The sequence below is a fragment of the Nocardioides xinjiangensis genome, from assembly GCF_017916455.1.
Lineage (GTDB): Bacteria > Actinomycetota > Actinomycetes > Propionibacteriales > Nocardioidaceae > Nocardioides > Nocardioides xinjiangensis.
The window spans coordinates 2,169,464-2,195,578 of record NZ_JAFMSY010000001.1 but is presented as its reverse complement, the minus strand read 5'-3'; the positions used below and the strand labels follow the sequence as shown (position 1 = coordinate 2,195,578).

Here is a 26,115-nt window from a genome sequence, read left to right as displayed (position 1 = left end):
AACTCCACCACGAGCACCGGGCGGCACCAACGCCCCCTCACCCGAAGGGCGGCCGGTCCAGCCCCTAGGGTCGCGCCATGCCCTTCGACGACCTGGGGGCCGACGTCGGCCTCGCCGCTCCTCCCGCCCGCGTCGTCTCGCTGGTGCCGTCGCTCACCGAGGCGCTGGCCGCCACTGCACCCGACCGTCTGGTCGGCGCGACCGACTGGTGCACCCACCCCGCCGGCCTCGACGTCCCGCGCGTGCGGGGCACGAAGAACCCCGATCTCGTGGCCGTGCGCGCCCTCGCCCCCGACCTCGTCGTGGCGAACATGGAGGAGAACCGCGAGCTCGACGTGCGCCGGCTGCGCGACGCCGGCGTCGCGGTGTGGGTGACCCGCATCGAGACGGTCGAGGAGGCGCTCGACTCGATGACGCGGCTCTTCTCGACGGCCCTCGCCCTGCCCGACCCGGCGTGGCTCGTCGCGGCGCGCGCGATGTGGTCGACGCCCGCGCCGCGCCGGCTCTCGGTCGCCGTGCCGATCTGGCGCGACCCGTGGATGGTCGTCGGGTCGCCGACCTACACCGACGACCTCCTGGGCCGCGCCGGCCTGACCAACGTGCTCGCCGACCGCGAGGGGCGCTACCCGAGCGTCACGCCGGAGAAGATCGACGCGGCCGGCGCCGACGTCGTGCTGCTGCCCGACGAGCCGTACGTGTTCACCGCCGACGACGGCCCCGAGGCGCTGCGCACGCCCACGCGCCTGGTCTCGGGACGACTGCTCACGTGGTACGGACCCGCCATGGTCGAGGCGCACGAGGTGCTCACCGCACTGGCTGGCTAGGGTCGTGCCCCATGGCGCGTGACCCGATCAGCGAGGCCCACCGGCAGTGGGTCGCCCACGGCTGGCACGACGCCGCCGACGGCATGGCGATGGTGACCTCGGTGGTCCGCGCCCAGCAGCTGCTGATGGAGCGCATCGACGCCGTGCTGCGCCCGCGAGCCCTCACGTTCGCGCGCTACGAGGTGCTGCGGCTGCTGTCCTTCACCCGCGACGCCGCGATGCCGATGTCACGGCTCGGCTCGCTGTTGCAGGTGCACCCGACCAGCGTCACGAGCGCCGTCGACCGGCTGGTCGCGCAGGGCTACGTCGAGCGGGTGCGCAGCGACGAGGACAAGCGGGTCGTGCGCGCGGTGCTCACCGAGGCCGGCCGCGAGGCCGTGGAGGAGGCGACCGCGGCCCTCAACCGCCAGGTCTTCGAGGCGCCCGGGCTGCCCGGCACCGCGGTGCGTGACCTCACCGAGCGGCTCACGTCGCTGCGCGCCGGGCTGGGCGACGGGTGAGAACTCGCGAGTAATAGTAGGAAGTCCTACTATCGGCCCATGGCCGACCTCGCCCGCCCCGCCCTGCACCGCCCGCAGAACCCGATCCGCCTCGTCACGGCGTCGAGCCTCTTCGACGGCCACGACGCGTCGATCAACATCATGCGGCGCATCCTGATGAGCCAGGGCTGCGAGGTCATCCACCTCGGGCACAACCGCTCGGTGCAGGAGGTGGTCGACGCGGCCCTCGAGGAGGACGTCCAGGGCGTCGCCGTGTCGTCCTACCAGGGCGGCCACGTCGAGTACTTCGAGTACCTCGTGGAGTCGCTGCGCGCCGCGGGCGCCGGCCACGTGCGGGTCGTCGGCGGCGGCGGGGGCGTCATCGTCGCCTCGGAGATCGCGCGGCTGCGCGAGTCCGGCGTCACCATCTTCTCGCCGGAGGACGGTCAGCGGATGGGGCTCGTCGGGATGATCAACTCGGTCGTCGCCGACTGCGACATCGACCTGTGGTCGGACAAGCCGGTGACGGTCGACCAGGTGCTGTCCGGCGACCGGTTCGCGGTCGCCCGGGCGATCACCGGCGCCGAGGAGGGCCGCCTCGACGAGGCGATGCTCGCCGACCTGCGGGCGGCGGCGCAGCGCCGGGTCGTGCCCGTGCTGGGCATCACCGGCACCGGCGGCTCGGGCAAGTCGTCGCTGACCGACGAGGTCGTCCGTCGCTTCCGCACCGACCAGCAGGACAAGCTGCGCATCGCCGTGGTGGCCGTCGACCCCACCCGCCGCAAGGGCGGCGGTGCGCTGCTCGGCGACCGGATCCGCGCCAACGCGCTCGACGGGGACCGCGTCTTCTTCCGCTCCCTCGCGACGCGCGGCGCCCACGAGGTGCCCGGGCACCTCGCCGACGTCATCGACGTGCTGAAGGCGGCCGGCCACGACCTGGTCATCGTCGAGACGCCCGGCATCGGCCAGGGCGACGCCGGCATCGTGCCCCTCGTCGACCACTCGCTCTACGTGATGACGCCGGAGTTCGGCGCCGCCTCGCAGCTGGAGAAGATCGACATGCTCGACTTCGCCGACACCGTGGCGATCAACAAGTTCGAGCGCCGCGGCGCCAAGGACGCGCTGCGCGACGTCGGCCGCCAGCTGGTGCGCAACCGCGAGGCCTTCGGCAAGCAGCCGCACGACATGCCCGTCTTCGGCACCAGCGCGGCGACGTTCAACGACGACGGGGTGACCGCGCTCTACCAGCACCTGCGCGACGAGCTCGCCGCCGCGGGCCTGGAGGTGGCCGACGGCACGCTGCCGCGCGTCGACGTGCGCCACTCCTCCGGCATCCGCCAGGTGGTGCCGGCCGACCGCGTCCGCTACCTCAGCGAGATCACCGAGACCGTCCGCGGCTACCACGCGCGGACCGCGGAGCTCGCCGAGGCGGCCCGCCACCTGCAGCGCGTCCAGCACGTCGCCGACCAGCTCGGCGAAGGCGACCCGGGCGGCGTGCCCGCGCTGCTCGAGCAGGCCCGCAAGGCGGTGCCGCACGAGCTCGCCGACCAGATCGCCGGCTGGCCCGCGGTGGTCGAGGCCTACTCCGGCGACGAGCAGGTGGTGCGCGTGCGGGACCGGGAGATCACCACCAGGCTCACCCGCGAGTCGCTCAGCGGCAACAAGATCCCGCGGGTGGCGCTGCCGCGCTTCACCGACCACGGCGAGCTGGTCCGCTTCTGGCGCAACGAGAACCTGCCCGGCTACTTCCCCTTCACCGCGGGCGTCTTCCCGTTCAAGCGCGACAACGAGGACCCCGCCCGGATGTTCGCCGGCGAGGGCGACCCGGCGCGCACCAACCGCCGCTTCAAGATCCTGTCCGAGGGCCAGCCCGCGACCCGCCTGTCGACCGCGTTCGACTCGGTGACGCTCTACGGCCGCGACCCCGACCCGCGCCCCGACGTCTACGGCAAGGTCGGCACGTCCGGCGTCTCGGTCGCGACCCTCGACGACATGAAGGCGCTCTACGACGGCTTCGACCTGGTCGCGCCGACCACGTCGGTCAGCATGACGATCAACGGCCCCGCCCCCACGGTGCTGGCGTTCTTCCTCAACACCGCGATCGACCAGCAGGTCGACGCCTTCCGGGAGCGCGAGGGACGCGAGCCGAGCGAGGAGGAGCGCGCCAGCCTCGCGGCGTACGCCCTGGCCAACGTCCGCGGCACGGTGCAGGCCGACATCCTCAAGGAGGACCAGGGCCAGAACACCTGCCTGTTCTCGACGGAGTTCTCGCTGCGGATGATGGCCGACATCCAGGAGTGGTTCATCGAGCACCAGGTGCGCAACTTCTACTCCGTGTCGATCTCCGGCTACCACATCGCGGAGGCCGGGGCGAACCCGATCAGCCAGCTCGCCTTCACCCTCGCCAACGGCTTCACCTACGTCGAGGCCTACCTCGCGCGGGGCATGGCGATCGACGACTTCGCCCCCAACCTGTCGTTCTTCTTCTCCAACGGCATGGACCCGGAGTACTCCGTGCTCGGCCGCGTGGCCCGCCGGATCTGGGCGGTCACGATGAAGGAGAAGTACGGCGCGTCCGAGCGGTCGCAGAAGCTCAAGTACCACGTCCAGACCAGCGGCCGGTCGCTGCACGCGCAGGAGATGGACTTCAACGACATCCGCACCACGCTGCAGGCGCTCATCGCGATCTACGACAACGCCAACAGCCTGCACACCAACGCCTACGACGAGGCCGTGACGACCCCGACCGAGGAGTCCGTGCGCCGGGCGCTGGCGATCCAGCTCATCATCAACCGGGAGTGGGGCCTGGCGATGAACGAGAACCCGCTCCAGGGCTCGTACGTCATCGACGACCTCACCGACCTCGTGGAGGCGGCGGTGCTGGAGGAGTTCGACCGGATCAACGAGCGCGGCGGCGTGCTCGGCGCGATGGAGACCGGCTATCAGCGTGGGCGGATCCAGGACGAGTCCATGCTCTACGAGCACCGCAAGCACGACGGCACCCTGCCGATCATCGGGGTCAACACGTTCCTGCGTGGCAACGGCGGCGACGCCGGGTCGTCGGGTCCCCAGGAGATCGAGCTGGCCCGCGCCACCGAGGCGGAGAAGGAGTCCCAGCTCGCCCGCGTGCGGGCCTTCCAGGCCGAGCACGGGGCCGAGGCGCAGGAGGCGCTCGCGCGGCTGAAGGACGCGGCGGTGTCGGGTGAGAACGTCTTCGCTGTCCTGATGGACGCCGCCCGTGTCTGCTCGCTCCAGCAGGTCACCGAGGCGTTCTTCGAGGTGGGCGGACAGTACCGGCGCAACGTCTGAGCCGGCCGGCGGCGACGACCTACGGAGGACCCTCGGCCGCCGCGGGCAGGTCGAAGCGGAACACCGACCCGGTGCCGGGGGGCACGGCGAGGCACTCGATCGTGCCGCCGTGGCGCTGCACGATGGTCTGGCAGATCGACAGCCCCATCCCGGTGCCGCGGAAGTGGGCGCGCACCGCTCCGCTGCGGTGGAAGCGCTGGAAGACCAGCGCGCGCTCCTCGTCCTCCACCCCCACGCCGTCGTCCTGCACCTCGACGACCACGCGCGACCCCTGCCGGTGCGCCCGGACCCGGATCCGGGCCGGCTGCCCCGGCACGGCGTACTTGACGGCGTTGTCGACGAGGTTGCCGAAGAGCTGGCGCACGGCCACCGGGTCGGCGTGCACGGCCGGCAGGTCGTCGGGGACGTCGAGCACGTCGTCGGGGCCGAGCAGGTCGGCGGCCTGGGTGAGGACGCCGTCCTCCCCGCAGAGGGGGACGTCCTGCGCGGCCAGCTCGCCCGACTCGGCGAGGGCGTGGGCGAGCAGGTCGCCGATGAGCTCGCCCATGTGCTCGGCTGCGCGCTCCGCGCGGCGCAGGGGGGCCAGCGCGTCCGACCCGTCCTCGAGGTCCTCCACGGCGATCGAGAGCCAGGACCGGATCGCGGTGAGCGGTCCGCGGAGGTCGTGCGCCGCCGTCGAGGCGAAGTTCGCCAGCGGGCGGAGCCCGGAGCGGTGGTCGGTCACCTCGCGCAGCACGAGCAGGACTCCCGTGGGCCCGCCGCCGGCCGCACCGGCCAGGGGCGTGCGCGTGACGGCCAGGACGACCTCCTCGCCGCTCTCCAGGGGGATGACCACGTCCCCGACGCCCAGCTCGGCCCGTGCCGACCCGGTGTTCTGGGCGGCCGGGCGCAGGACGAGGTCGACGAGCCGCGCCAGCGCCTCGTCGTCCCCCGCGCCCAGGCTGACCCGGTGGGCCAGTCGCCGGCTGGCGCCGTTGCTGCGGTCGATGCGTCCCGAGCGGTCGAGGACCACGAGGCCCTCGCCCATGCTCTCGGTCATCTCCGCGAGCAGCTGGGCCTGCTCGGCCGCGTCGCGGCTGGCCCGCGTCGCGCTGGCGTAGAGCTCGTCGATGCGGTCGCCGAGCGCCCCGACCGCGAGGCCGGTGACCAGCAGCGTGACCATGAAGAGCTGGGACACCAGCACCTCGACGACCCGGCCGTCGAGCTCCGCGATCGGACCGTGCCCGGTGAGGCTCAGGACCACCGCGACGGCACCGAGCGCGAGGCAGTGCACGGCCGCGGGGAAGGTGCGGAACCGGGCTGCCGACCACACCGCAAGCCCGATGACGAGGAACTCCAGCGGGTACGGCTGCAGGAACAGTCCCGCGGTCGCCGCGAGGGAGACCACCCACAGCACGACGAGCTCCGTGCGGCTGCCGCTGTGCGTCCGCTGGGGGACGGCCTGGGTGCGCCACTCCCACGCGAGGTGTCCGACCGCGCCGACCGTGAGGACGCCCGCCATGTGCCGGGCGAACCAGGCCAGCGTGGACAGCGGCGTGACGTCCGCCCCGTCGAGCCACAGGCCCGTCGTGCCGATGAGCGCACCCAGGACGCAGCCGATCGCCGCGGCGGCACCCGTCGCCGCGAGGTCGCGGGGCGAGCGGATGCTGGCGTGCCCCCCGGCGCCGAGGAGGGAGGGGCACCACCGGCGCACGAGCAGTCCCACCACGGCGGTCTGGACGGTGACCGACAGGGAGCCGAAGAACGCGAGCACCGGGGACACGCCGGTGGCCATGACGACGCCCGCGTGCACGGCCATCAGGGGGACGAGGACCCACTCGGGGCGGCGGGGCGACTCGGCGAGGAACCACAGGATGGCCACGCCGGCCGCCGGCCAGACGAGGCTGACCACCTGGCCGTCCACCACGGTCAGCCGGCCCACCCACGTGAGGAGCGCGTAGGCGAGCCCGAAGGCCAGGGCCGTGAGCGGGGGCATGGCCGAACCCTACGGAGCGGACGGCTCGCTCGCAGGTGGTCCTGCGACGTACTTCACGAAGCGGTGAACAGCTCGGCACGCGGACTGCCCCACCGTTCGCCTCGTGCAGCAGACTCAGGCCATGCCCACCGGCTTCCTGGTCGCCGACGACGACGAGGACATCCGCTTCTTCATCTCCTACGTCCTCGAGCGCGCCGGGCACGAGGTCGCCGTCACCGGCGACGGCGCCGAGGCGCTGGCCCGCGCCGCCGGCGAGGAGTTCGACCTGGTCGTGCTCGACCACCACATGCCCCGGATGACGGGGCTCGAGGTCGCCGCGCAGCTGCGCGTGCTGCGGCCGGCCGCGCGGGTCCTGCTGATGTCGGGGGACCTCGACGTCGGCGAGCAGTGCCCGTACTTCCTGCCGAAGCCGTTCGACCGGAAGGAGCTCACGGCAGCCGTGACCCGGCTCCTCGAGGACGCCTAGGCCGGCCAGCGCGGGGGCCGCCTCAGAGGTTGACGGTGATGTCCGCGTCCTTGCGCAGGTCCTCGACGAGGGCGCCTGCCACGGTGCCGACGCGCTCGGCCTGCGCCTGCTCCGCGAGCTGGTCGCGCACCTGCGCGTACGGCGGGATCTGCTGGGCGCCCTGCCCGGTCGCGGCCTGCTTCTTCACCCGGGCGTAGAGCCGGCGCAGGTCCTTCTCGGTCGGCTCGGCGGAGCCGTCCTCGTCGGCCACGAGCAGCTCGACCATCACCTGGGTCCGCACCTGGGCGAGCGCCTCCTCCTCGGTGACCCCGCCCTGCGCGACGACGGCGGCGAGCAGCTCCTCGCCGGACTCCATCCCGTTCTGCCCGGCCACGGCGTCGAGCTCGGCCTCGACGGCCTGCTGGTCGACGGTGATGCCGCGGGCCTCGGCCTCCTGGGCGAGCAGCTCGGTGTCGACGAGGTCCCTGGCGGTCTGGCGGCGCAGCTGCGCCTCGTCGGGCTCCGCGCCGCCCGCCTGCGCCTCGGCGGTCGCCCGCTGGTAGGCCGCCTCGTAGATCGGGACGAACTCCTCCTTGGTGACCTCCTCGCCGTTGACCTCGGCCACCACGTCCGGGATGGCGTCGAGGTCGGGGGAGGCGGCGTCCGGAGCGGCGTCCGAGGGCGCGTCCGAGGCGCTGGTCGAGGGCTCGGCGTCGGAGCTCGAGCCGGAGCCCGAGCCGCCGCAGGCGGAGAGCGTCAGGAGGGCGGCGGCGAGGGCGCCGAGGGCGGTGCGGGTGCGAGGAGTCATCGCCCCCGACGGTACGCGCCCGACCTGAGGGCCGCTCTCAGGGGCCGGGTCAGGGGCCGGATGAGAGCCGGATGAGAGCCGGATCAGAACCGGATCAGGGGTGGTCGGGCACGACCAGCGCGTCGGGGTCCTGCCGCACCGGGAGCTGGGCGAGGGCCGCTCGCACGAGCGTGAGCCGCGCCGCCACGGCGACCTTCTGCCGCAGCCTGCCGACGCCGCTCTCGCCGAGCGTCTCCTCGACGGCCCTCGTGATCTGGGCGTCGGTGAACGTCGGTCGGGTGCCGGCGGGCACCTCGACGTCGGGCAGCGCGAGCAGCACCGGCAGCACCTGGCTGCCGACGGCCTCGAGCAGGTGGTAGCGCTCGATCTTGCTCATCGCCTCCCACGCGGCCTCCCCCCGGGGACGACGCCCCGCCTTGCCGCCGGCGACGATCTTCGCCGCGGCTGTGACGGCGACGGTCAGCTCGTGCTCGGTGAAGCGCATGCCACCAGCATGCCCGACGGGCGGATCGCGGTGGCGTGCGTGGTCCTCCCCGGTGAGTGGCGGCGCCGGTGCCCGCGAGGACTCAGTAGTGAGCGGTCATCACGTGCTTGACGCGCGTGTAGTCGTCGAAGCCGTAGCCGGAGAGGTCCTTGCCGTAGCCGGAGTGGCCGAAGCCGCCGTGAGGCATCTCGGAGACGAACGGGATGTGCGTGTTCACCCACACGCAGCCGAAGTCGAGCTCGCGCGTCAGCCGGTCGGCGCTCCCGACGTCCCGGGTCCAGACGCTGGCCGCGAGACCGTACGGCACCCCGTTGGCCATGGCCACGGCCTCGGCCTCCTCGTCGAAGGACTGCACCGTCAGCACCGGCCCGAAGACCTCCTCCTGCACGATGCGGTCGTCCTGGCGCACGCCGGTGACCACGGTGGGCGCGAAGAAGTACCCGGTGCCGCCGACGCGGGTGCCGCCGGTGCGCACGTCGGCGTGGTCGGGGAGCCCGGTGAGGAACGCCTCGACCTTCGCGAGGTGGGCGGCGTTGTTGAGCGGGCCGTAGTCGGCTCCCTCGTCCGACGGCGGGCCGGGCCGGGTGCCCTCGGCCTCCTTCACCAGCAGCTCGACCAGCTCGTCGTGGACGCTCCTGTGCACGATCACGCGGGTCGCGGCGGTGCAGTCCTGGCCGGCGTTGAAGTAGGCGGCGGCGGCGACCAGCTCCGCGGCGCGCGACAGGTCGGCGTCCGGCAGCACCACGACCGGCGCCTTGCCGCCGAGCTCGAGGTGGACGCGCTTGAGGCTCTTGGCGGCCGAGGTGGCGACCTCGATGCCGGCCCGCACCGAGCCGGTGATGGCGACCAGCCCCGGGGTGGGGTGCTCGACGAGGTAGCGGCCGGTAGTGGCGTCACCGTTGACCACGTTGAGCACGCCGGGCGGGAGCACGGCACCGGCGATCTCGGCCAGGAGCACGGTCGAGCGTGGCGTGGTGTCGCTCGGCTTCAGCACGACCGTGTTGCCGGCCGCGAGGGCGGGGGCGATCTTCCAGATCGCCATCGCGAAGGGGTAGTTCCACGGGGTCACCTGTCCGACCACGCCGATCGGCTCGCGGCGGATCGCCGAGGTGTGGCCCTCGAGGTACTCCCCGGACGACTTGCCCTCCAGCAGCCGCGCCGCACCGGCGAAGAAGCGCAGCTGGTCGACGCCCTGGTCGACCTCCTCGCTGGCGACGTGGCGCACGGGCTGGCCGGTGTCGCGGGCCTGGACCGCGCTGATCTCGTCGCGCCGTGCAGCAACGGCCGCGGCGACGTCGAGGAGGTGGGCCTGGCGACGGCCCGGGGTGAGGCGCTTCCACTGCACCGACGCGCGCTCGGCGGCGGCGTACGCCCGGTCGACCTCCTCGTGGGTCGAGACCGGCGATCGGCCGTCGGGCTTCCCCGTGACCGGGTCGACCAGCTCGATGTGCTCGGTGGTGTCCGAGGCGACGAGCTCGCCGTCGATGAAGTTGCGGATCGTCTCGGTCATGGCAGTCCTCCCGGGCGCTCAGGCGACGTAGATCTTGCGGATGGTCTCGCGGACGGCCCACGTGGTGTGCTCGCCCGCTCGCAGCCGGACGACGCTGCCGGGGCCGAGGACGACCTGCTCCCCGTCGCCGAAGGTGAGCGTCGCCGAGCCGGACAGCACGACGAACACCTCGTCGACCTCGACGTCCGTCGCGGTGCCGGGCGTCATCTCCCACACGCCCACCTCGACGCCGGCGACCGCGGCGAGGGCGCGTGACCCGGCCTCCGGAGCGCCCGTGACGACTGTCGCGGCGTCCAGGGGGGCGGTCGGCACGGTGGCGGCGACGTCCAGCACGCGGGTGGGCACACGGTTCATGCGCAGCATCGTCCCAGCGCAGCGCGTCCCGTGCCCCGACGATGTGTCGTCACTTCGGCGGCCCGGCGAACAGCTCGTCCGCCACGAGCGCGACGTGGAGCGAGACCCGGACGTCGGGGTCGTCGAGGTCGACGCCCAGGACCGACTCGATGCGGGCCAGCCGGTCGTAGAAGGCGGCCCGCGACAGGTGCAGGCTCGCGGCGGCCTCGGTCTTGCTGGTGGGGTGCAGCAGCAGCGCCCGCAGCGCCGCGACGAGCTCGGTGCGCGCCCGGTCGGCCCGGTCGTGCTGCTGCAGCGCCCCGAGCTCGCGCTCGACGAACAGGCGCACCCGCTCGTCCTCGCCGAGGAGCGCCAGCAGGCCGCGCAGGTGGAGGTCGGCCAGGCGGTGCACACCGGCGCCCTCGTCGCGGGGCGACTGGGGAGCGGCGTCGGCGACCTGGCCCGCCTCGGCGAGCGTGAGCCCGACGCCCGCACGCCGGGGCACGGGACGCCCCGCGGCGACGAGGACGTCGTGGTGCGGCACCACGCGAGCCGCCAGGCGGTCGACGAGGTCATCGGCCCCGCTCGTCGCCGGCACCGAGAGCAGCACCCGCAGGTCGCGCTCGACCTCGCAGACCAGCGCCGGCACGCGGAGCCCGTGGGCGGCGCGCACCACCGTGGCCGCCACGTCGTCGAGGTCGGCGGGCGCGGAGCCGCCGATGCGCGGACGGACGACGACGCCGACGAAGCCCCGCCGTCGTACCGCGAAGCCTGCGAGCTCGCAGCGGCGCTGCACGTCCTCGGAGTCCGGGTCGTCGGTCAGCGCGGTGAGCAGCTCCAGGTGCGTGCGCCGCATCAGCGTGCCGCGGTCGCGGTCGTGCAGGCGGTGCAGCGCCAGGGCTGCGGCGGCGCGCTCGGCGACGGCGGCCAGGCGCTGCGAGGGGCCGTCCGGCGAGCCGATCACGAGGCGGCCCCAGGCCTGGTCGGCGCTGCCGAGCCGGGTGACCAGCCACCCGTTGGCGGCGTCCCAGCCGGTGCGGCCCGCCACCGCCACCCGGCGCGAGCGCGCCGGCCATCCGTCGAGGAACCCTCCGGCGTCGCCGGGGCCGGCGAAGTAGTCCAGCGGCCGGTGGTGGGCGTTCTCGACGACCACCGGGCCGTCGGCCAGCTGCTGCACCGCCTGCAGGATCTCGACCGGGCCCGCCTGCGCGAAGCTCAGCTCGGTGAACGTCTCGTGCACCCGCTGGGCCTCGCGGAGCTCGGTGAGCTGTTGGTCGACCACCCGCTCGCCGATCTCCTGCGCCAGCGCGGCGAACCGGGTCTCGCGGTGCAGCGCGACCAGGGGCAGCCGGTGCCGCTCGCAGGCGTCGACGAGTGCGTCGGGGAGGGCCGAGTCCCACCTGCGGCCGAGCTCGACGACCATCCCGGCGCTCCCGACGTCGGCGAGCTCGTCGACGAACGCCGACAGGCCCGCCACGTCGTCGTCGGGCGGGAGGCCGGTGCCCATCGTGAGCAGCAGGTCGCCGGCTCGCAGCAGCCGGCCGACGTCGAGCCGCTCGGTCGCGTGCACCCACCGGATCGGACGGTCGGCGCCGGCCGCCCCGGCGACCAGCTCGGGCGCCGCCCGGCGGAGCTCGGGCAGGGTCAGCGCCTCGCGCAGCGTCACGCCGGCCATCATGTCGACCTCACCTCGCCCACACCCGGGAGCACGCGAGCAGCCTACGCCCGGCGATGCCGACGGAATGTCCACGCGGGACGCCCAAAGCCTACGATCCGACACCCGTCGGGGGTGCCGGCGGCGGCGCAGGATGTGCGCATGACCGACGGCGCGCCGAACGACACCCCCACCGAGATCGTCCACTGGGCCGACGGAGCGGCGCTGACCGGCAGCCCCGCCGGCTGGGCGGACGTGACCAACCCCGCCACCGGCCGGGTGACCCGCCGCGTCGCCCTCGCCAGCGAGGCCGACGCGGCCGAGGTCATCGCCGCCGCCTCCCGCGCCGCGCGGGCGTGGGGCACCACGTCGCTCGCCCGGCGCACCCAGGTGCTGTTCGCCTTCCGCGAGCTGCTCAACCGCCGCAAGGAGGAGCTCGCCGCCATCATCAGCGCGGAGCACGGCAAGGTGCACTCCGATGCGCTGGGCGAGATCGCCCGCGGGCTGGAGGTCGTGGAGTTCGCCTGCGGCATCTCCCACCTGCTCAAGGGCGGGCACAGCGAGGAGGCCTCGACCGGGGTCGACGTGCACAGCAAGCGGGTGCCGCTCGGCGTGGTCGGCATCATCAGCCCGTTCAACTTCCCGGCGATGGTCCCGATGTGGTTCTTCCCCATCGCGATCGCGGCCGGCAACACCGTCGTGCTCAAGCCCAGCGAGAAGGACCCGAGCGCCGCCACCTGGCTCGCCGCCCTCTGGCAGGAGGCGGGCCTGCCCGACGGGGTCTTCAACGTCCTGCACGGCGACAAGAGCGCCGTCGACGCGCTGCTCACCAGCCCCGACGTGCAGGCGATCAGCTTCGTCGGGTCGACTCCCGTCGCCGAGTACGTCTACGAGACCGCGAGCCGGCACGGCAAGCGCGTGCAGGCCCTCGGCGGGGCGAAGAACCACATGGTCGTGCTCCCCGACGCCGACCTCGACCTCGCCGCGGACGCTGCCGTCAACGCCGGCTACGGCAGCGCCGGCGAGCGCTGCATGGCGATCAGCGTGCTCGTGGCGGTCGACCCGATCGGGGACGAGCTCGTCGCGCGGGTCGCCGACAGGACCCGGACGCTGCTCGTGGGCGACGGTGGCGCCGACGCCACCCGAGCGGCCGGCGACGGCGCCCGCGAGGCCGACATGGGCCCGCTGGTCACCAGGGCGCACCGCGACCGGGTCAGCTCGTTCATCGACTCCGGCGAGGCGGCCGGCGCCAAGGTGGTCGTCGACGGCCGCGACGTGGCCGCGCGCGGCGGCCGGGACGGGTTCTGGCTGGGCCCCACCCTGTTCGACGAGGTCACCCCGGACATGGACGTCTACCGGGAGGAGATCTTCGGACCCGTCCTGTCCGTCGTCCGGGTCGGCTCCTACGACGAGGCCGTGGCGCTGGTCAACGCCAACGAGTACGGCAACGGCACGGCGGTGTTCACCAACGACGGCGGGGCGGCCCGTCGCTTCGAGGCCGACGTCACCGTCGGGATGATCGGCGTCAACGTGCCGGTCCCGGTGCCGGTCGCCTACTACTCGTTCGGCGGGTGGAAGCGCTCGCTCCTCGGCGACACCCACGCCCACGGCACGGAGGGCGTCCACTTCTTCACCCGCGGCAAGGTCGTCACCACCCGGTGGATCGACCCGGCCAACCGCCCCGAGGGCGGCCTCGAGCTGGGGTTCCCGCGCAATGACTGACGTCCTGGAGCCGGCCACCCGCACCGCGGACCTCGCGCCGACGTACGACGCCGCCCGGACCCACGAGCTCGACCGGGCCCACGTCTTCCACTCCTGGTCGGCGCAGGCGGAGATCAGCCCGATGGTGATCACGCGCGCCGAGGGCAGCCACGTCTGGGACGGCACCGGCCACCGCTACCTCGACTTCAGCTCCCAGCTCGTCTTCACCAACCTCGGCCACCAGCACCCGCGCGTCGTCGCCGCCATCAAGGAGCAGGCCGAGACCCTGTGCACCATCGCGCCCGCCTTCGCCAACGGCGCCCGCTCCGAGGCGGCCCGGCTGATCGCCTCGCACACGCCGGGCGACCTCGACCACGTCTTCTTCACCAACGGTGGCGCCGACGCCAACGAGCACGCCGTCCGCATGGCGCGCCTGCACACCGGCCGGCACAAGGTGCTCACCACCTACCGCAGCTACCACGGTGGCACCCACCTCGCGGTCAACATGACCGGCGACCCTCGCCGCTGGGCCAGCGACCACGCCTCGGCCGGCACCGTCCACTTCTTCGGGCCGTTCCTCTACCGCAGCGCCTTCCACGCGACCACCGAGGCCGAGGAGTGCGAGCGGGCGCTCGAGCACCTCGAGCAGGTCGTCGGCCTGGAGGGACCCTCCACCATCGCCGCGATCGTCCTCGAGGCGATACCCGGCACCGCCGGCATCATGGTGCCCCCGCCGGGCTACCTCGCGGGGGTCCGGGAGATCTGCGACCGTCACGGCATCGTGCTCATCGCCGACGAGGTCATGTCGGGCTTCGGCCGGTCCGGTCGGTGGTTCGCCGTCGAGCACGCCGGGGCCGTCGTCCCCGACCTGCTGACGTTCGCCAAGGGGGTCAACTCCGGCTACGTGCCGCTGGGCGGCGTGGCCATCAGCGACGCGGTCCACGCCACCTTCGCCCACCGCGCCTATCCGGGGGGCCTCACCTACTCCGGCCACCCGCTGGCCTGCGCGGCCGCCGTCGCGACCATCCGGACGATGGAGGACGACGACCTCGTGGCGCGCGCCGAGCGGCTCGGCGAGCACGTGCTCGGCCCGGGGCTGCGGACGCTGGCGGAGAAGCACGCGTGGGTCGGCGAGGTGCGCGGCACCGGCGCCTTCTGGGCCGTGGAGCTGGTGGCCGACCGCGAGAGCCGGACGCCGCTCGCGCCCTACGGGGGCGCCAGCCCGGAGATGAGCGCCGTGGTGACGGGCTGCCGCGAGCGCGGGATGCTGCCCTTCAGCAACCACAACCGCATCCACGTCGTGCCGCCGCTGACCATCACCGACGAGGAGGCCCGCGACGGACTGGCGATCCTCGACGCGGCGCTCGGCGCGGCGGCCGGGTGAGGTCCCGGGCACCGTCCGCCGGCACGCGTCGCCACCTGACGGCGTACGAACGGCACGCGCCCGACCCGCGGCTCGTCGCCGAGGCGCTGGTGGACAGCGAGCTCGGCGTCTTCTGGCTCCAGGACGCCGGCCCCGGGCCGGCGTACCCCGCGCTCACCGCGCCGACGCACGCCGACCTCACCGTCGTCGGCGGCGGCTACCTCGGCCTCTGGTCGGCGGTGCACGCGAAGCGGCGCGACCCCGGCCGGCGCGTCGTGCTGCTGGAGGCCCAGACGGTCGGCTGGGCCGCCTCGGGGCGCAACGGCGGGTTCTGCGAGGCCTCGCTGACCCACGGCGCGGACAACGGGCGCGCGCGCTGGCCCGAGGAGCACGACGTCCTCGAGCGGCTCGGCGCCGAGAACCTCGATGCCTTCGAGGCCGACGTGCGCGACCTCGGCCTCGCGTGCGAGTGGGAGCGCACCGGAGCGCTGTCGGTGGCGGTGGAGGAGCACCAGCTGGCCTGGCTCGAGGGCTCGACGTCCGTGCTGGACGCCGCGCAGGTGCGGGCGGAGGTCGACAGCCCGCTCTTCCTCGGCGGTGCCCTCGAGCCGGACACGACCGCGCTCGTGCACCCCGCCCGGCTGGCCCTCGAGCTGGCGCGGGCCGCCAGCGAGCTCGGCGTGGAGGTCCACGAGCACTCCGCCGTCACCGGCATCCGGCGGTCAGGCACGGTCGTGGAGGTGTCCACCGACCGCGCGAGGGTGACCACCGACCACGTCGTGCTCGCGACGAGCGTGTTCTCGTCGCTGGTGCGACGCAACCGGCTGATGACGGTCCCTGTCTACGACTACGTGCTGATGACCGAGCCGCTGTCGGCGGAGCAGCTGGCCTCGGTGGGCTGGGCCGGCCGCCAGGGACTCGGTGACCTCGCCAACCAGTTCCACTACTCGCGCCTGACCAGGGACGACCGGATCCTGTGGGGCGGCTACGACGCCGTCTACCCGGCCGGGGGGCGGCTGCACGTGCGTCACGAGGACCGTCCGCAGAGCCACGCCCGCCTGGCCGCACACTTCCTGGCGACCTTCCCGCAGCTCGAGGGCGTCCGGTTCACCCACCGGTGGGCAGGCGCGATCGACACCTCCACGCAGTTCGCCGCGTTCTACGGCCTCACGCACGGCGGCCGGGTCGCGCACGCGGCGGGCTTCACGGGCCTCGGCGTGGGAGCCACTCGTTTCGCCGCCGAGGTGCTGCTCGACCTGCTGGCCGGCGAGCCCACGCGGCGCACCCAGCTGCGGATGGTCGACGACCGGCCGCTGCCCTTCCCGCCGGAGCCGCTGGCGTCGGCGGGCATCAACCTGACGCGGTGGTCGCTCGACCGCGCCGACCACCGGGAGGGGCGGCGCAATGCGTTCCTGCGCGCCCTGGACCGGGCCGGGCTCGGCTTCGACTCCTGACCCGCCCGGGTGCGCGACGGCGTCGCGTCGCGCACCCGACGGGCCGGTGGTCAGGCAGCCGGGTTCGGCTCGGACAGGTCGGCGCGGAGCGAGGCGAGGATGCGCGTCAGCACCCGCGACACCTGGGCCTGGGTGAGGCCGACGGCCTCGGCGATCTCCTGCTGCGTCCGCTCCTCGTAGAAGCGGAGCCGCACGATCGTGCGGTCGCGCGGGGACAGGTGCCGCAGCAGCGGCTCGATCATGACCCTGGCCTCGACGCGCGCCTGGGCGCGGTCCTCCTGGCCGAGCAGGTCGCCCAGCGTGGAGGTGCCGTCGGCGACCGTCGCGTCGAGCGAGGTGGGGGTGAAGCAGCCGTCCGCGGCGAGCGCCTCGACGACGTCGGCGAGGTCCTCGCCGAGATGCTCGGCGACCTCGGAGGGCCGCGCCGAGCGACCGAGCCGGGGCTCGAGCTCCTCCTGCGCCGCCGCGATCCGGGCCTGCATGTCCTGCACGCGGCGAGGCGGGCGGATCATCCAGCCGGAGTCGCGGAAGTGGCGGCGGAGCTCGCCGCGCACGGTCGGCACGGCGAAGGACAGGAAGTCGTGGCCGGCCTCGGGGTCGAACCTCTGAGCGGCCTTGGTGAGCCCGAGCAGCGCGACCTGCTCGAGGTCGTCGAGGTCGATGCCTCGGTTGCGGTAGCGGGAGGCCATCGTCCGAGCCACTGCCGCGTTGGTCTCGATCAGCCGGCGGACCAGCTCCTGGGAGTCGACCTCCCGGCGGGCCTCGCGGAGGTCGCACACGATGTCGTCGGTGCGACGTGCTCGTTCCTTGCCCTCCAGGGGCGGGACGGGCGCGGTGGACAGGGTGGTGCGGGGGAACTCAGGTGCGATCGACATGGGGACCACGTGCTCGCTTCCTTAGTCGGTGGCTCTGTGCCGTGGTCTCCAGCCAGAACGTACGTCCAAGGTGCCATGCTCACCGACTGCACAACAGCCGGAAAGCGAAAACACCTGTCAGGATAGGAGTCTTGCGAGCGTCTGTCGAGGGTTCTCCCCGAAGACGCGCCGGTAGTCGGAGGCGAAACGGCCCGGGTTGAAGAAGCCGTAGCGGCTCGCGGCATCGCTCACCGTGAGCGCGGTCCCGTCGCACAGCGCCTGGTGGACCAGGTCGAGGCGGACCTGCTTGACGTAGGCCAGCGGCGTGCAGCCGAGGTGGCGGCGGAAGGCGTACTGCAGGGCGCGCGGGGTGACGCGGCACTCCCGCGCGATGTCGGCGAGGGAGAGGTCCTCGTGGGCGCGCGCCGCGATCACCTCCTGGGCCCGGCGCACGGTGGACTGCGTCGCGTCGCGCCTGTCGCGGGCGCTCTCGCGCGCCGCCGCGTCGCCCACGACGTTGTTGTCGAAGGTGTGCAGGAGGGTGTGGCCGAGCAGCCGCGACGCCTCGCCGTAGGCGACCGGGTCGGCGCTGTCGGGGAACCAGGCGCTGAGCTCGTCCACGGTCGCGCGCCACTGGGCAGCGGCGACCTGCGAGCGCGGGACGAAGCGCTCGAAGGTGAGGTCGTGTCGCGACATCTCGGGGTCCACGTCATGGATCGCCGCGGTCAGGACGTCGGCGGTGATGCTGGTGTTGCGGACGTCGTAGCCGTTGCCGCTACCCGCGAAGGGCTGGTCCCACCCCGCGGCCAGGACGGTGTCGCCGGCTCGGCCGCGGTCGGTCGTCGCGCCGTGGGTGTACTCGATCTCCCCGCGGAGGACGTCGACCACCACGAGGACCGGCATCGCGTCGGCGTCGAAGGTGACCGACGAGCCGATCCTGAGGTGGTCGAAGGCGACACCGTGGCGGTCGATCCGCCGGTGGCTCACCGTGCCCATCCGGCCGCCGAGGTTCAACGACGTGCCGTAGGCCTGGTCCAGCCAGTGGCGTGCCTCCTCGCCGGCGCCTTCGAAGTCGAAGCCGTCGTCCGGCGGAGCGCGCCGAGCACCGAGCTGCTGCACAGGACACACCTCGTGGTGTCGCAGGGACGGCCCTGTGTTTGGAGCCGTGTCCACAGTAGCCCACCCCGGCCGATCCCACCCCTGAGGAGGTGCTGGGGCGTGCGGCGAGGTCGTTGCGTCGGCGGGGGTTCAGTCGTCGGCCTGCTCGTCGGTGCGGTTCTGGGGGATGGCCCGGGTCTCGACGATCTGCGCGGCGACGTCGCGGAGCTTGACGTTGGTGGTCGACGACAGCCGCCGCAGCAGCTCGAAGCTCTGGTGCTGGTCGATGCCGTAGCGCTCCATCGCGATGCCCTGCGCCATGCCGATCACGTGGCGCGAGCTGATGGCGGTCTGCAGCGTGGTCGTCCGGCGCGCCGAGGACAGCGCCGTGGTGGCGTGCACGGCGTAGACGAGCGCGAGGTCGACCACGTCGCGGTCGGCGAACGCGCCGGCGTGGCTGCTGTAGACGTTGAGTGAGCCGAGGGGGACGTCGGCGTCCGCCACCGCCACGGCGAGCAGCGAGCCGACGCCGAGCTCCGCCGCCTTCGGGCCCCACCGCGGGTAGCGCGCGTCGGTGCCGACGTCACCGCTGCGCAACCAACCGCCCGAGTCGGAGATCTCGACGCACGGGCCCTCCCCCAGCTCGTACTGGAAGGAGTCGGCCTCCTCCGCCAGGGAGCCGCTGCTCGCCAGCGTGGTGTGGCCGCGGGCGGTCCGGATGGTGAGGCTGACCTCGTCGGCCTCGGGAACGAACTCACGCATGCGCGTGACGATGGCGCGCGAGGTCAGGACCTCGTCGGGCTCCTGCTGCAGCTCGGCAGCGAGTGCCGCGAACACGGCCAAGGAGTCGTGGGACGACAATGCAGATCCTCGAGGACAGCAATCTCCGACCCGTGTTCTTGAGTCGCGCACACGTTACCGTGCCGCCCGCCCGCCCCGACACGGACCACCCCGCGAACCACCCTGCGGAAGCACCTGCGCCGTGGACGCATGCGAATCGTTGCTCCGGGGTACTTCGCACCGTGCCCATCTCTGACCTGACCGCGAGTGCACCGCCGGTGTTGCCGCTGCCCCGCTCGCGGGCCTCGATGCTGGTCATCGCCTCGGTGCCTGCCAACCACGTCTACGTGCGCCACATCGCGCCCGAGGACGGTTCCGGGCCGGTGCGACTGCCGGACCCCGTCCCGGAGGGGGCGGCGGAGACGCAGCGGTGGTGGCCGCCGGTGATGCTGGACGCCGCCTGGGCCGACGCCCACGACTTCGACGTCTTCCACGTGCACTTCGGCTTCGACTCCCGCAGCGTCGCGGACCTCGAGGACCTCGTCGCCGTGCTGCGCCGGCGGCGCAAGCCGCTGGTGCTCACGGTGCACGACCTGCGCAACCCGCACCACGTCGAGCGCGAGACCCACGACCGGCAGCTCGACGTCCTCGTCCCGGCCGCGGACGCGCTGGTCACCCTCACCCGCGGTGCTGCCGACGAGATCCGCGACCGGTGGGGCCGCGAGGCGCTCGTGCTCCCGCACCCCCATGTCGTCCCGCTGGACGTCATGCGCCGGGCGGCGGCCATGCGTGACGTCCGCCGCCGGGGGCCCCGCTCGCGCGAGTTCCGCCTCGGCGTGCACGTCAAGAGCCTGCGCGCGGGCATGCACCCGCACGTCGTCGTCCCCGTGCTCGTGGAGACGGTGCGCGAGCTGCCGGGCGCGGTGCTCCAGGTCAACGGCCATCGCGACGTGCTCGAGCCCGGTGGCGCGAGGTACGACGCCGCGCTCGCGGAGGCCCTCCGCGCGCACGCCGCCCGGGGCGAGGTCGACCTCCGGGTCCACGACTACTTCGACGACGACGCCCTCTGGGACTACCTGGCCTCGCTCGACGTGTCGGTCCTGCCCTACCGGTTCGGCACGCACAGCGGCTGGCTCGAGGCCTGCCGCGACCTCGGCACCGCCGTCGTGGCCCCGACCTGCGGCTACTTCGCCGACCAGGCTCCGGTGCTGACCTACGGCCACGACGAGCAGCACTTCGACGCCGCCGGGCTGGCCGCGGCCGTCCGCGCCGCCTACGACGGACGGGTCGCCCCCACCCCCACCGTCGACGAGCGGCGCCGAGAACGCGCAGCCGTCGCAGCCGCCCACGCCCGCCTGTACGAGGCGCTGGTGGAGGGCGCGCGGTGAGGATCTGCCTCATCGCCTCCAGCCGATTCCCCATCAAAGAGCCCTTCGCGGGCGGGCTGGAGTCGATGACGCACACCATCGCGCGCGGGCTGGCGGAGCGGGGCCACGAGGTCACCCTCTTCGCCGGTGCCGGCTCCGACAGCGCGCTCCCGGTGCGGTTCCTGCCGCTCTCGGAGGTGGAGGTCAGCGACACGGCGATGGCGGACAAGTTCGCCCCGGGCGCGGACTGGCTGGCCGAGCACCACGCGTACCTCGCCCTGATGCTCGACCTCGCGCGCACCGGCGCCGACGACTACGACGTCGTGCACAACAACAGCCTCCACCACCTCCCCATCGCGATGTCCCCGGCCCTCGACGTGCCGATGCTCACCACGCTGCACACGCCGCCGCTGCCCATGCTCGAGTCCGCGCTCGCCCTGTGCCCCCGCCCGCCCCGCTTCGCCGCCGTGAGCGACTGGACCGCGACCTCGTGGCGCCACGCGGTGGACAGCGCGGTCGTGCTCAACGGCCTCGACCTCACGGCCTGGCCCCCGGGCAACGGGGGCGGGCCGGCGGTCTGGTCGGGACGGCTGGTCCCGGAGAAGGCGCCGCACCTCGCCATCGACGCCTGCCGTCGCGCCGGCGTGCCGCTGCTCCTCGCCGGGCCGGTGCAGGACCGGCGCTACTTCGAGCGCGAGGTCGTGCCGCGGCTCGGGCCGGACGCCCGGTGGGTCGGGCACCTGACGGGCCGCGACCTCTCCGACCTGCTCCGGGCGGCGTCGGTCGCCGTCGTGACCCCCATGTGGGACGAGCCCTACGGGCTGGTGGCCGCCGAGGCGATGGCGAGCGGCACCCCGGTCGCCACGTTCGCCCGTGGCGGGCTCAGCCAGGTCGTGGCGCCGCAGGCCGGCGTGCTGGCGCCTCCCGGCGACGTGGACGCGCTCGCCGAGGCGGTGCGCTCCGCCGCCCTGCTCGACCGCCGGGAGGTGCGCGCGCACGCCGAGGCCACGTGCAGCGCCGACGTGATGGTGGAGCGCTACCTCGACCTCTACACCGAGCTCGCCGGGCAGGCGGACGCGGCGTGACCGCGCCGGTGGTCGGCTACTACGTCCACCACGTCGGCAGCGGGCACCGGCACCGGGCACAGGTGCTGGCCGCGCGCCTGGAGCGCGAGGGGATCCGCGTCACCGGTCTCTCCTCGCTTCCCCGGCCCGACGGCTGGGCCGGCGACTGGGTGCGACTCGCCCGCGACGACGGCGGCACCGCGGCCGACGTCTCGGCGGGCGGCCACCTGCACTGGGTGCCCCGGCAGCACGACGGGCTGCGCTCGCGGACGGCCGCGGTGTCGGCCTGGATCGAGGCCGCCCGGCCGGACCTCGTCGTGGTCGACGTGTCGGTCGAGGTGGCGCTGCTGGCGCGGCTGCACGGCATCCCCGTCGTCGCCGTGGTGCTGCCCGGGCGCCGCGACGACCCGCCGCACCTGCTCGGCCTGGGCGTCGCCGACGTCCTCGTGGGCTTCTGGCCCGAGTCGGCCGACGGCATGGCGCCCGGACTGCCCGACCACCTGCGCGCGAAGCTCGTGCCGGTGGGGGCGCTCTCGCGCCATCCCGTACGCCGGGACCGCACCGACCGCCGTCCCGGGATCCGCACGGTCGCGCTGCTGCTCGGCACCGGCGGGCACGACATCGACCGCGCCGACGTGGAGGCCGCCTGCGCCGCCACGCCGGGGTGGACCTGGCGCGTGCTGGGTGCGGACCGGTCGACCTGGGTGGCGGACACCGCCTCGGTGCTCGCGGAGTCCGACGTCGTCGTCACCCACGCCGGGCAGAACGCCCTGGCCGAGACGGCCGCGGCCCGCCGCCCCGCGGTCGTCGTGCCGCAGCATCGCCCGCACGACGAGCAGCGGACCACCGCTGCCGTCCTGGCGAGGGGCTGGCCCGCGGTGGTGTGCGGCACCTGGCCCGCGCCCGACGACTGGGCGCCGGTCCTCGACCGGGCGGCGTCCCTCGACCCGGCGCGCTGGGCCGAGTGGTGCGACGGCGCGGCCGCCGACCGGTTCGCGCGGGTGGTGCTCGAGGCTCGCCGCCGCTCCGGGACGGGGGCGGCGTCGTGACCCGCGTCGCCGTCGTCACGATCGCCCACGGTCGGCACCATCACCTCGCGGCCCAGCACCGCTCACTGGCCCGGGGGACCGCCCTGCCCGACGACTACGTCGCCGTCGCCATGGACGACCCGGGCATCACCGACCACCTGGAGGGGACCCTGCCCCGTCGCGTGGTGCGGATCGAGCGCACGCGTGAGGGCGCCCTCCCGCTCGCCGCCGCCCGGAACCTCGGCGTCGCCTCGGCGCTCGACGGCGGCGCCGACGTCGTCGTCCTGCTCGACGTCGACTGCCTCGCCGGTTCGCGGCTGGTGGCGTCGTACGCCGACGTCGTCACCGCGCGGCCGCGGACGATCTGGTCGGGGCCGGTGACCTACCTGCCCCCGCCTCCCGCCGACGGCTACCCCGACGACCCGGAGGCCCTCGACGCCTGGGACGACCCGCACCCGGCGCGGCCGCGACCGGTCCCCGGCCAGCTCGTGGAGCCGCTGGACCCCGACCTCTTCTGGTCGCTGTCCTTCGCCGTCGGCCGGGAGGCCTGGACGCGGACGGGCGGCTTCTGCGAGGACTACGCCGGCTACGGCGGTGAGGACACCGACTTCGCCCGCGCGGCGCTGTCGCGGGGCGTCGCCCTCGGCTGTGTCGGCGCCGCCCGCGCCTACCACCAGCACCACCCGGTGAGCAGCCCGCCCGTCGAGCACCTCGACGACATCCTCCGCAACGGCAGGCTCTTCCACGACCGGTGGGGGGAGTGGCCGATGCGGGGGTGGCTGGAGGAGTTCGAGCGTCGAGGACTGGTCCGCCGCCGAGGTGGGCACTGGGAGAGGGCACGACCGGCACCGGACGCGAAGGAGAGGACTGCATGAGCACGACGAGTCGACCCCTGAAGGCCACCCCGGAGCAGGTGTGGGAGGTCCTCGCCGACGGCTGGCTCTACCCGCTGTTCGTCGTCGGCGCCTCGCGGATGCGCGACGTCGACGAGGCCTGGCCCGCCGTGGGCGCGAAGCTGCACCACAGCGTGGGCACGTGGCCGCTGCTGATCGACGACAACACCGAGGTGCTCGAGAGCGAGCCGGGCAGGCGCATCCTGCTGCTCGCCCGCGGCTGGCCCGCCGGTCAGGCGCACGTCGACATCTCGCTCGAGCCCGACGGCGACACCACCGTCGTGACGATCACCGAGGACGCGACGGCCGGGCCGGGCCTGCTGGTGCCCAAGCCGCTGCGCGACGCGCAGCTGCACTGGCGCAACATCGAGACGCTGCGGCGCCTGGCCTTCGTGGTGGAGGGCCGCGTCAAGTGACCGCCGGGACCGCGTCGTACGACGCCGTCGTGGTCGGCGCCGGGCCCAACGGACTGGTGGCCGCCAACCTGCTCGCCGACGCCGGGTGGGACGTGGTCGTCCTGGAGGCCCAGCCGACCCCCGGCGGCGCGGTCCGCAGCGACCGGGAGGTGCACCCGGACTTCGTGCACGACACGTTCAGCGCGTTCTACCCGCTGGCGCTGGCCTCGCGGGCGATCACGTCGCTGCGGCTGGAGGACCACGGCCTGGTGTGGGACCACGCCCCCGCCGTGCTGGGCAACCCCTTCGGCGAGGGGCAGTGGGCGGTGCTGCACCGCGACCGGGCGGCGACGGCGGCCGGGCTCGACGCGCTGTGCCCCGGCGACGGTGACGCGTGGCTGGACCTGTGCCGCACGTGGGACCGCATCGGGCCCTCGATGGTCGACGCCCTGACCTCACCGTTCCCGCCGGTGCGCGCCGGGGCGCGGCTGCTGCCCGCGCTCGCCCGCGCCGGCGGCTTGGACACCGTCCGCCGCCTGGCGACCCCCGTCGCGTCGCTGGGTCGCGAGCTCTTCTCCGGGCCCGCCGCGGCGCTGCTGCTCGCGGGCAACGCCGGCCACGCCGACTTCCCGCTCGCGTCCCCGGGGTCCGGCGTCTTCGGCGTGCTCATGACGATGCTCGGCCAGACGGTCGGGTTCCCCGTGCCCCGCGGCGGCGCGCAGTCCCTGACGGACGCGCTCGTGGCGCGCTACACCTCGCTCGGCGGCGAGCTGGTGACCGACGCGGAGGTCACGCACGTCGACGTGCGCGACGGCCGCGCGGCTGGCGTACGCACCCGCGACGGGCGGTCGTACGCCGCGCGTGCGGTGCTGGCCGACGTCTCCGCCGCGCACCTCTTCGGCGGGCTCGTCGCCGAGGAGCACCTGCCTCCCCGCCTGGTGCGCGGGATGCGCGACTTCGAGCTGGACCCGGGGACGGTGAAGGTCGACTGGGCGCTGTCGGGACCCGTGCCGTGGACCAACGGCCCCGAGCTCGCGCCCGGCACGGTGCACGTCGCGGACTCGGTGGAGGAGATGACGCAGACGCTCGCCCAGGTCTCCTCCGGCGTGGTGCCGGACCGGCCGTTCCTGCTCACCGGGCAGATGACCGCCAGCGACCCCACCCGGTCGCCGGCCGGCACCGAGTCGTTCTGGGCCTACACGCACGTGCCGCAGCCCGGCATGACCCGCCGCGACGCCGGCGACGAGGTCACCGGCGACTGGGGCCACGACGACGCCGAGCGCTTCGCCGACCGGATGCAGGCCCGCATCGAGGCGGTGGCTCCGGGCTTCGGCGACCGCGTGCTGGCCCGGCGGGTCCTCGGCCCGCACGAGCTCGAGGCGCGCGACGCCAACCTCATCGGCGGCGCCGTCAACGGCGGCACCTCGCAGCTGCACCAGGAGCTGGTGTTCCGGCCCGTCCCGGCCATGCGCGGCCGCGCGGCGACCGGCCTCCCGGGCCTGTTCCTGGCCTCGGCGTCGGCCCATCCCGGCGGCGGCGTGCACGGGGCCGCGGGGGCCAATGCCGCCCGCGCCGCGATCTGGCAGCAGCGCACCGACCGGCTGCGCCCGGGCCGCAGCGCCGCCAAGGGCCGAGCCTCCGGATCCACGACCGGCCCGACGACGCAGGAGACCCCGTGACCGAGCACATGGCGTTCGGCTCGCTGACCATCGCCTTCGACGACCGCGTGCTGCGCCCGCGCGCGTGGACGGCGGCCCAGTCGGAGTGGGCCGCGGACCTCATGGCCACCGCACCGGGCGGTCCCGTGCTCGAGCTGTGCGCCGGCGCCGGCCACATCGGCCTGCTCGCCGTCGCGACGACCGGGCGCCGACTGGTGTGCGTCGACGCCAACGGCGTCGCCTGCGACTACGCCCGGGCCAACGCCGTGGCCAACGGCCTGGCCGACCGGGTCGAGGTCCGGGAGTCACGTCTGCAGGAGGCGCTGACCGACGGCGAGATGTTCCCCGTCGTCATCGCCGACCCGCCGTGGGTGCCGCGGGAGCAGACCGGGCGCTACCCCGCGGACCCGCTCACCGCCATCGACGGCGGCGACGACGGCCTCGACGTGGCCCGCGCCTGCCTGGCCGTGGTCGACGACCACCTGGCTCCCGGAGGCTCGGCGATCCTCCAGGTCGGCACCCGGGCGCAGACCGACGCGCTGCGGTCCGAGCCGTGCTTCACCGAGGGCCGGCTCGCCGTGGTCGAGGTACGACAGCAGGTGCGTGGCGTGCTGGCGCGGATCGACCGGGCCTGAGCGG

At 74.2% G+C, this 26,115-nt stretch carries 23 protein-coding genes; 14 read left to right on the top strand and 9 right to left on the bottom strand.

The features are described from left to right. The first annotated feature begins 77 nt into the window (after positions 1 to 77). From J3P38_RS10305 to icmF, 3 genes are read left to right on the top strand one after another with little or no spacing between them, the layout of a single operon-like run. A complete protein-coding gene (locus J3P38_RS10305; RefSeq protein WP_210439664.1) occupies positions 78 to 824 on the top strand; it encodes a helical backbone metal receptor in 747 nt (248 codons plus the stop codon). A gap of 11 nt (positions 825 to 835) precedes the next feature. Then, positions 836 to 1,324, top strand: coding sequence for a MarR family winged helix-turn-helix transcriptional regulator (locus J3P38_RS10300; protein ID WP_210439663.1), 489 nt, complete (start codon positions 836 to 838; stop codon positions 1,322 to 1,324). 39 nt (positions 1,325 to 1,363) lie between these two features. Then, on the top strand, positions 1,364 to 4,612 hold the full coding sequence (gene icmF / locus J3P38_RS10295; RefSeq protein ID WP_210503478.1) for a fused isobutyryl-CoA mutase/GTPase IcmF: 3,249 nt from the start codon (positions 1,364 to 1,366) through the stop codon (positions 4,610 to 4,612). A 19-nt stretch (positions 4,613 to 4,631) separates the two neighbouring features. Here the strand turns inward: icmF and J3P38_RS10290 are convergent, their stop codons facing one another. Beyond that, a complete protein-coding gene (locus J3P38_RS10290; protein WP_210439661.1) occupies positions 4,632 to 6,587 on the bottom strand; it encodes an ATP-binding protein in 1,956 nt (651 codons plus the stop codon). 121 nt (positions 6,588 to 6,708) lie between these two features. Here J3P38_RS10290 and J3P38_RS10285 point away from each other — a divergent pair, with 121 nt between their 5' ends. Continuing rightward, a complete protein-coding gene (locus tag J3P38_RS10285; RefSeq protein ID WP_210503477.1) occupies positions 6,709 to 7,053 on the top strand; it encodes a response regulator in 345 nt (114 codons plus the stop codon). A 22-nt stretch (positions 7,054 to 7,075) separates the two neighbouring features. Here the strand turns inward: J3P38_RS10285 and J3P38_RS10280 are convergent, their stop codons facing one another. The 5 genes from J3P38_RS10280 to J3P38_RS10260 form a co-directional block, all read right to left on the bottom strand. Then, positions 7,076 to 7,840: a SurA N-terminal domain-containing protein gene (locus tag J3P38_RS10280; RefSeq protein WP_210439659.1), complete on the bottom strand. Its 765-nt coding sequence runs from the start codon at positions 7,838 to 7,840 to the stop codon at positions 7,076 to 7,078. 94 nt (positions 7,841 to 7,934) lie between these two features. Further along, on the bottom strand, positions 7,935 to 8,324 hold the full coding sequence (locus J3P38_RS10275; protein WP_210439658.1) for a hypothetical protein: 390 nt from the start codon (positions 8,322 to 8,324) through the stop codon (positions 7,935 to 7,937). 82 nt (positions 8,325 to 8,406) lie between these two features. Beyond that, positions 8,407 to 9,834, bottom strand: a complete 1,428-nt coding sequence (locus J3P38_RS10270) for an aminobutyraldehyde dehydrogenase (protein WP_210439657.1) — start codon at positions 9,832 to 9,834, stop codon at positions 8,407 to 8,409. A gap of 18 nt (positions 9,835 to 9,852) precedes the next feature. Beyond that, positions 9,853 to 10,188: a cupin domain-containing protein gene (locus tag J3P38_RS10265; protein WP_210503476.1), complete on the bottom strand. Its 336-nt coding sequence runs from the start codon at positions 10,186 to 10,188 to the stop codon at positions 9,853 to 9,855. A gap of 49 nt (positions 10,189 to 10,237) precedes the next feature. Continuing rightward, the gene (locus J3P38_RS10260; protein WP_307807838.1) at positions 10,238 to 11,833 is read right to left on the bottom strand and encodes a PucR family transcriptional regulator; all 1,596 of its coding nucleotides are present in this window, start codon (positions 11,831 to 11,833) and stop codon (positions 10,238 to 10,240) included. 150 nt (positions 11,834 to 11,983) lie between these two features. On the opposite strand from J3P38_RS10260, the gene J3P38_RS10255 reads away from it, so the two are divergent. The 3 genes from J3P38_RS10255 to J3P38_RS10245 are packed head-to-tail and all read left to right on the top strand — an operon-like array spanning position 11,984 to position 16,339. Then, positions 11,984 to 13,543: a CoA-acylating methylmalonate-semialdehyde dehydrogenase gene (locus J3P38_RS10255; RefSeq protein WP_210439655.1), complete on the top strand. Its 1,560-nt coding sequence runs from the start codon at positions 11,984 to 11,986 to the stop codon at positions 13,541 to 13,543. After that, positions 13,536 to 14,906 (top strand): aspartate aminotransferase family protein, encoded by a 1,371-nt coding sequence (locus J3P38_RS10250; protein WP_210439654.1) that lies wholly within the window; start codon positions 13,536 to 13,538, stop codon positions 14,904 to 14,906. Before J3P38_RS10255 ends, J3P38_RS10250 begins: the two co-directional genes overlap by 8 nt. Then, on the top strand, positions 14,903 to 16,339 hold the full coding sequence (locus tag J3P38_RS10245) for an NAD(P)/FAD-dependent oxidoreductase (protein WP_307807837.1): 1,437 nt from the start codon (positions 14,903 to 14,905) through the stop codon (positions 16,337 to 16,339). Before J3P38_RS10250 ends, J3P38_RS10245 begins: the two co-directional genes overlap by 4 nt. A gap of 50 nt (positions 16,340 to 16,389) precedes the next feature. On the opposite strand, the gene J3P38_RS10240 is transcribed toward J3P38_RS10245, so the two are convergent. The 3 genes from J3P38_RS10240 to J3P38_RS10230 form a co-directional block, all read right to left on the bottom strand. Next, entirely contained in the window at positions 16,390 to 17,214 is an 825-nt protein-coding gene (locus J3P38_RS10240) for a sigma-70 family RNA polymerase sigma factor (protein ID WP_210439653.1), read from the bottom strand. A 117-nt stretch (positions 17,215 to 17,331) separates the two neighbouring features. Next, entirely contained in the window at positions 17,332 to 18,312 is a 981-nt protein-coding gene (locus tag J3P38_RS18380; protein ID WP_210439652.1) for a helix-turn-helix transcriptional regulator, read from the bottom strand. Positions 18,313 to 18,441: 129 nt separating this feature from the next. Continuing rightward, entirely contained in the window at positions 18,442 to 19,152 is a 711-nt protein-coding gene (locus J3P38_RS10230; protein WP_210503474.1) for a GAF and ANTAR domain-containing protein, read from the bottom strand. A gap of 161 nt (positions 19,153 to 19,313) precedes the next feature. Here J3P38_RS10230 and J3P38_RS10225 point away from each other — a divergent pair, with 161 nt between their 5' ends. Genes J3P38_RS10225 through J3P38_RS10195 form a run of 7 tightly spaced genes read left to right on the top strand, consistent with a single transcriptional unit; the run spans position 19,314 to position 26,111 of the window. Next, positions 19,314 to 20,459 carry a glycosyltransferase gene (locus J3P38_RS10225; RefSeq protein WP_307807836.1) on the top strand — a complete coding sequence of 382 codons (1,146 nt, stop codon included), beginning with the start codon at positions 19,314 to 19,316 and terminating at the stop codon, positions 20,457 to 20,459. Further along, positions 20,456 to 21,523, top strand: coding sequence for a glycosyltransferase family 4 protein (locus tag J3P38_RS10220; protein WP_210439650.1), 1,068 nt, complete (start codon positions 20,456 to 20,458; stop codon positions 21,521 to 21,523). The genes J3P38_RS10225 and J3P38_RS10220 overlap by 4 nt, the downstream gene beginning before the upstream one ends. Beyond that, on the top strand, positions 21,520 to 22,551 hold the full coding sequence (locus J3P38_RS18375; protein WP_210503470.1) for a glycosyltransferase: 1,032 nt from the start codon (positions 21,520 to 21,522) through the stop codon (positions 22,549 to 22,551). The genes J3P38_RS10220 and J3P38_RS18375 overlap by 4 nt, the downstream gene beginning before the upstream one ends. Further along, positions 22,548 to 23,405 (top strand): glycosyltransferase family 2 protein, encoded by an 858-nt coding sequence (locus J3P38_RS10210; protein ID WP_210439648.1) that lies wholly within the window; start codon positions 22,548 to 22,550, stop codon positions 23,403 to 23,405. The genes J3P38_RS18375 and J3P38_RS10210 overlap by 4 nt, the downstream gene beginning before the upstream one ends. Beyond that, positions 23,402 to 23,839 carry an SRPBCC family protein gene (locus tag J3P38_RS10205; RefSeq protein ID WP_210439647.1) on the top strand — a complete coding sequence of 146 codons (438 nt, stop codon included), beginning with the start codon at positions 23,402 to 23,404 and terminating at the stop codon, positions 23,837 to 23,839. Before J3P38_RS10210 ends, J3P38_RS10205 begins: the two co-directional genes overlap by 4 nt. Continuing rightward, positions 23,836 to 25,497 carry a phytoene desaturase family protein gene (locus tag J3P38_RS10200; protein WP_307807835.1) on the top strand — a complete coding sequence of 554 codons (1,662 nt, stop codon included), beginning with the start codon at positions 23,836 to 23,838 and terminating at the stop codon, positions 25,495 to 25,497. Before J3P38_RS10205 ends, J3P38_RS10200 begins: the two co-directional genes overlap by 4 nt. Further along, on the top strand, positions 25,494 to 26,111 hold the full coding sequence (locus J3P38_RS10195) for a methyltransferase (protein ID WP_307807834.1): 618 nt from the start codon (positions 25,494 to 25,496) through the stop codon (positions 26,109 to 26,111). The genes J3P38_RS10200 and J3P38_RS10195 overlap by 4 nt, the downstream gene beginning before the upstream one ends. Positions 26,112 to 26,115 lie beyond the last annotated feature (4 nt).

Bases quoted from the DNA above. Each gene is read 5' to 3' on its own strand.
- J3P38_RS10285 (WP_210503477.1), top strand. From the start codon at position 6,709: ATGCCCACCGGCTTCCTGGTCGCCGACGACGACGAGGACATCCGCTTC.
- J3P38_RS10275 (WP_210439658.1), bottom strand. From the start codon at position 8,324: ATGCGCTTCACCGAGCACGAGCTGACCGTCGCCGTCACAGCCGCGGCG.
- J3P38_RS10250 (WP_210439654.1), top strand. From the start codon at position 13,536: ATGACTGACGTCCTGGAGCCGGCCACCCGCACCGCGGACCTCGCGCCG.
- J3P38_RS10300 (WP_210439663.1), top strand. From the start codon at position 836: ATGGCGCGTGACCCGATCAGCGAGGCCCACCGGCAGTGGGTCGCCCAC.
- J3P38_RS10205 (WP_210439647.1), top strand. From the start codon at position 23,402: ATGAGCACGACGAGTCGACCCCTGAAGGCCACCCCGGAGCAGGTGTGG.
- J3P38_RS10265 (WP_210503476.1), bottom strand. From the start codon at position 10,188: ATGAACCGTGTGCCCACCCGCGTGCTGGACGTCGCCGCCACCGTGCCG.
- J3P38_RS10240 (WP_210439653.1), bottom strand. From the start codon at position 17,214: ATGTCGATCGCACCTGAGTTCCCCCGCACCACCCTGTCCACCGCGCCC.
- J3P38_RS10280 (WP_210439659.1), bottom strand. From the start codon at position 7,840: ATGACTCCTCGCACCCGCACCGCCCTCGGCGCCCTCGCCGCCGCCCTC.
- J3P38_RS10305 (WP_210439664.1), top strand. From the start codon at position 78: ATGCCCTTCGACGACCTGGGGGCCGACGTCGGCCTCGCCGCTCCTCCC.
- J3P38_RS10290 (WP_210439661.1), bottom strand. From the start codon at position 6,587: ATGCCCCCGCTCACGGCCCTGGCCTTCGGGCTCGCCTACGCGCTCCTC.
- J3P38_RS10270 (WP_210439657.1), bottom strand. From the start codon at position 9,834: ATGACCGAGACGATCCGCAACTTCATCGACGGCGAGCTCGTCGCCTCG.
- icmF (WP_210503478.1), top strand. From the start codon at position 1,364: ATGGCCGACCTCGCCCGCCCCGCCCTGCACCGCCCGCAGAACCCGATC.
- J3P38_RS10255 (WP_210439655.1), top strand. From the start codon at position 11,984: ATGACCGACGGCGCGCCGAACGACACCCCCACCGAGATCGTCCACTGG.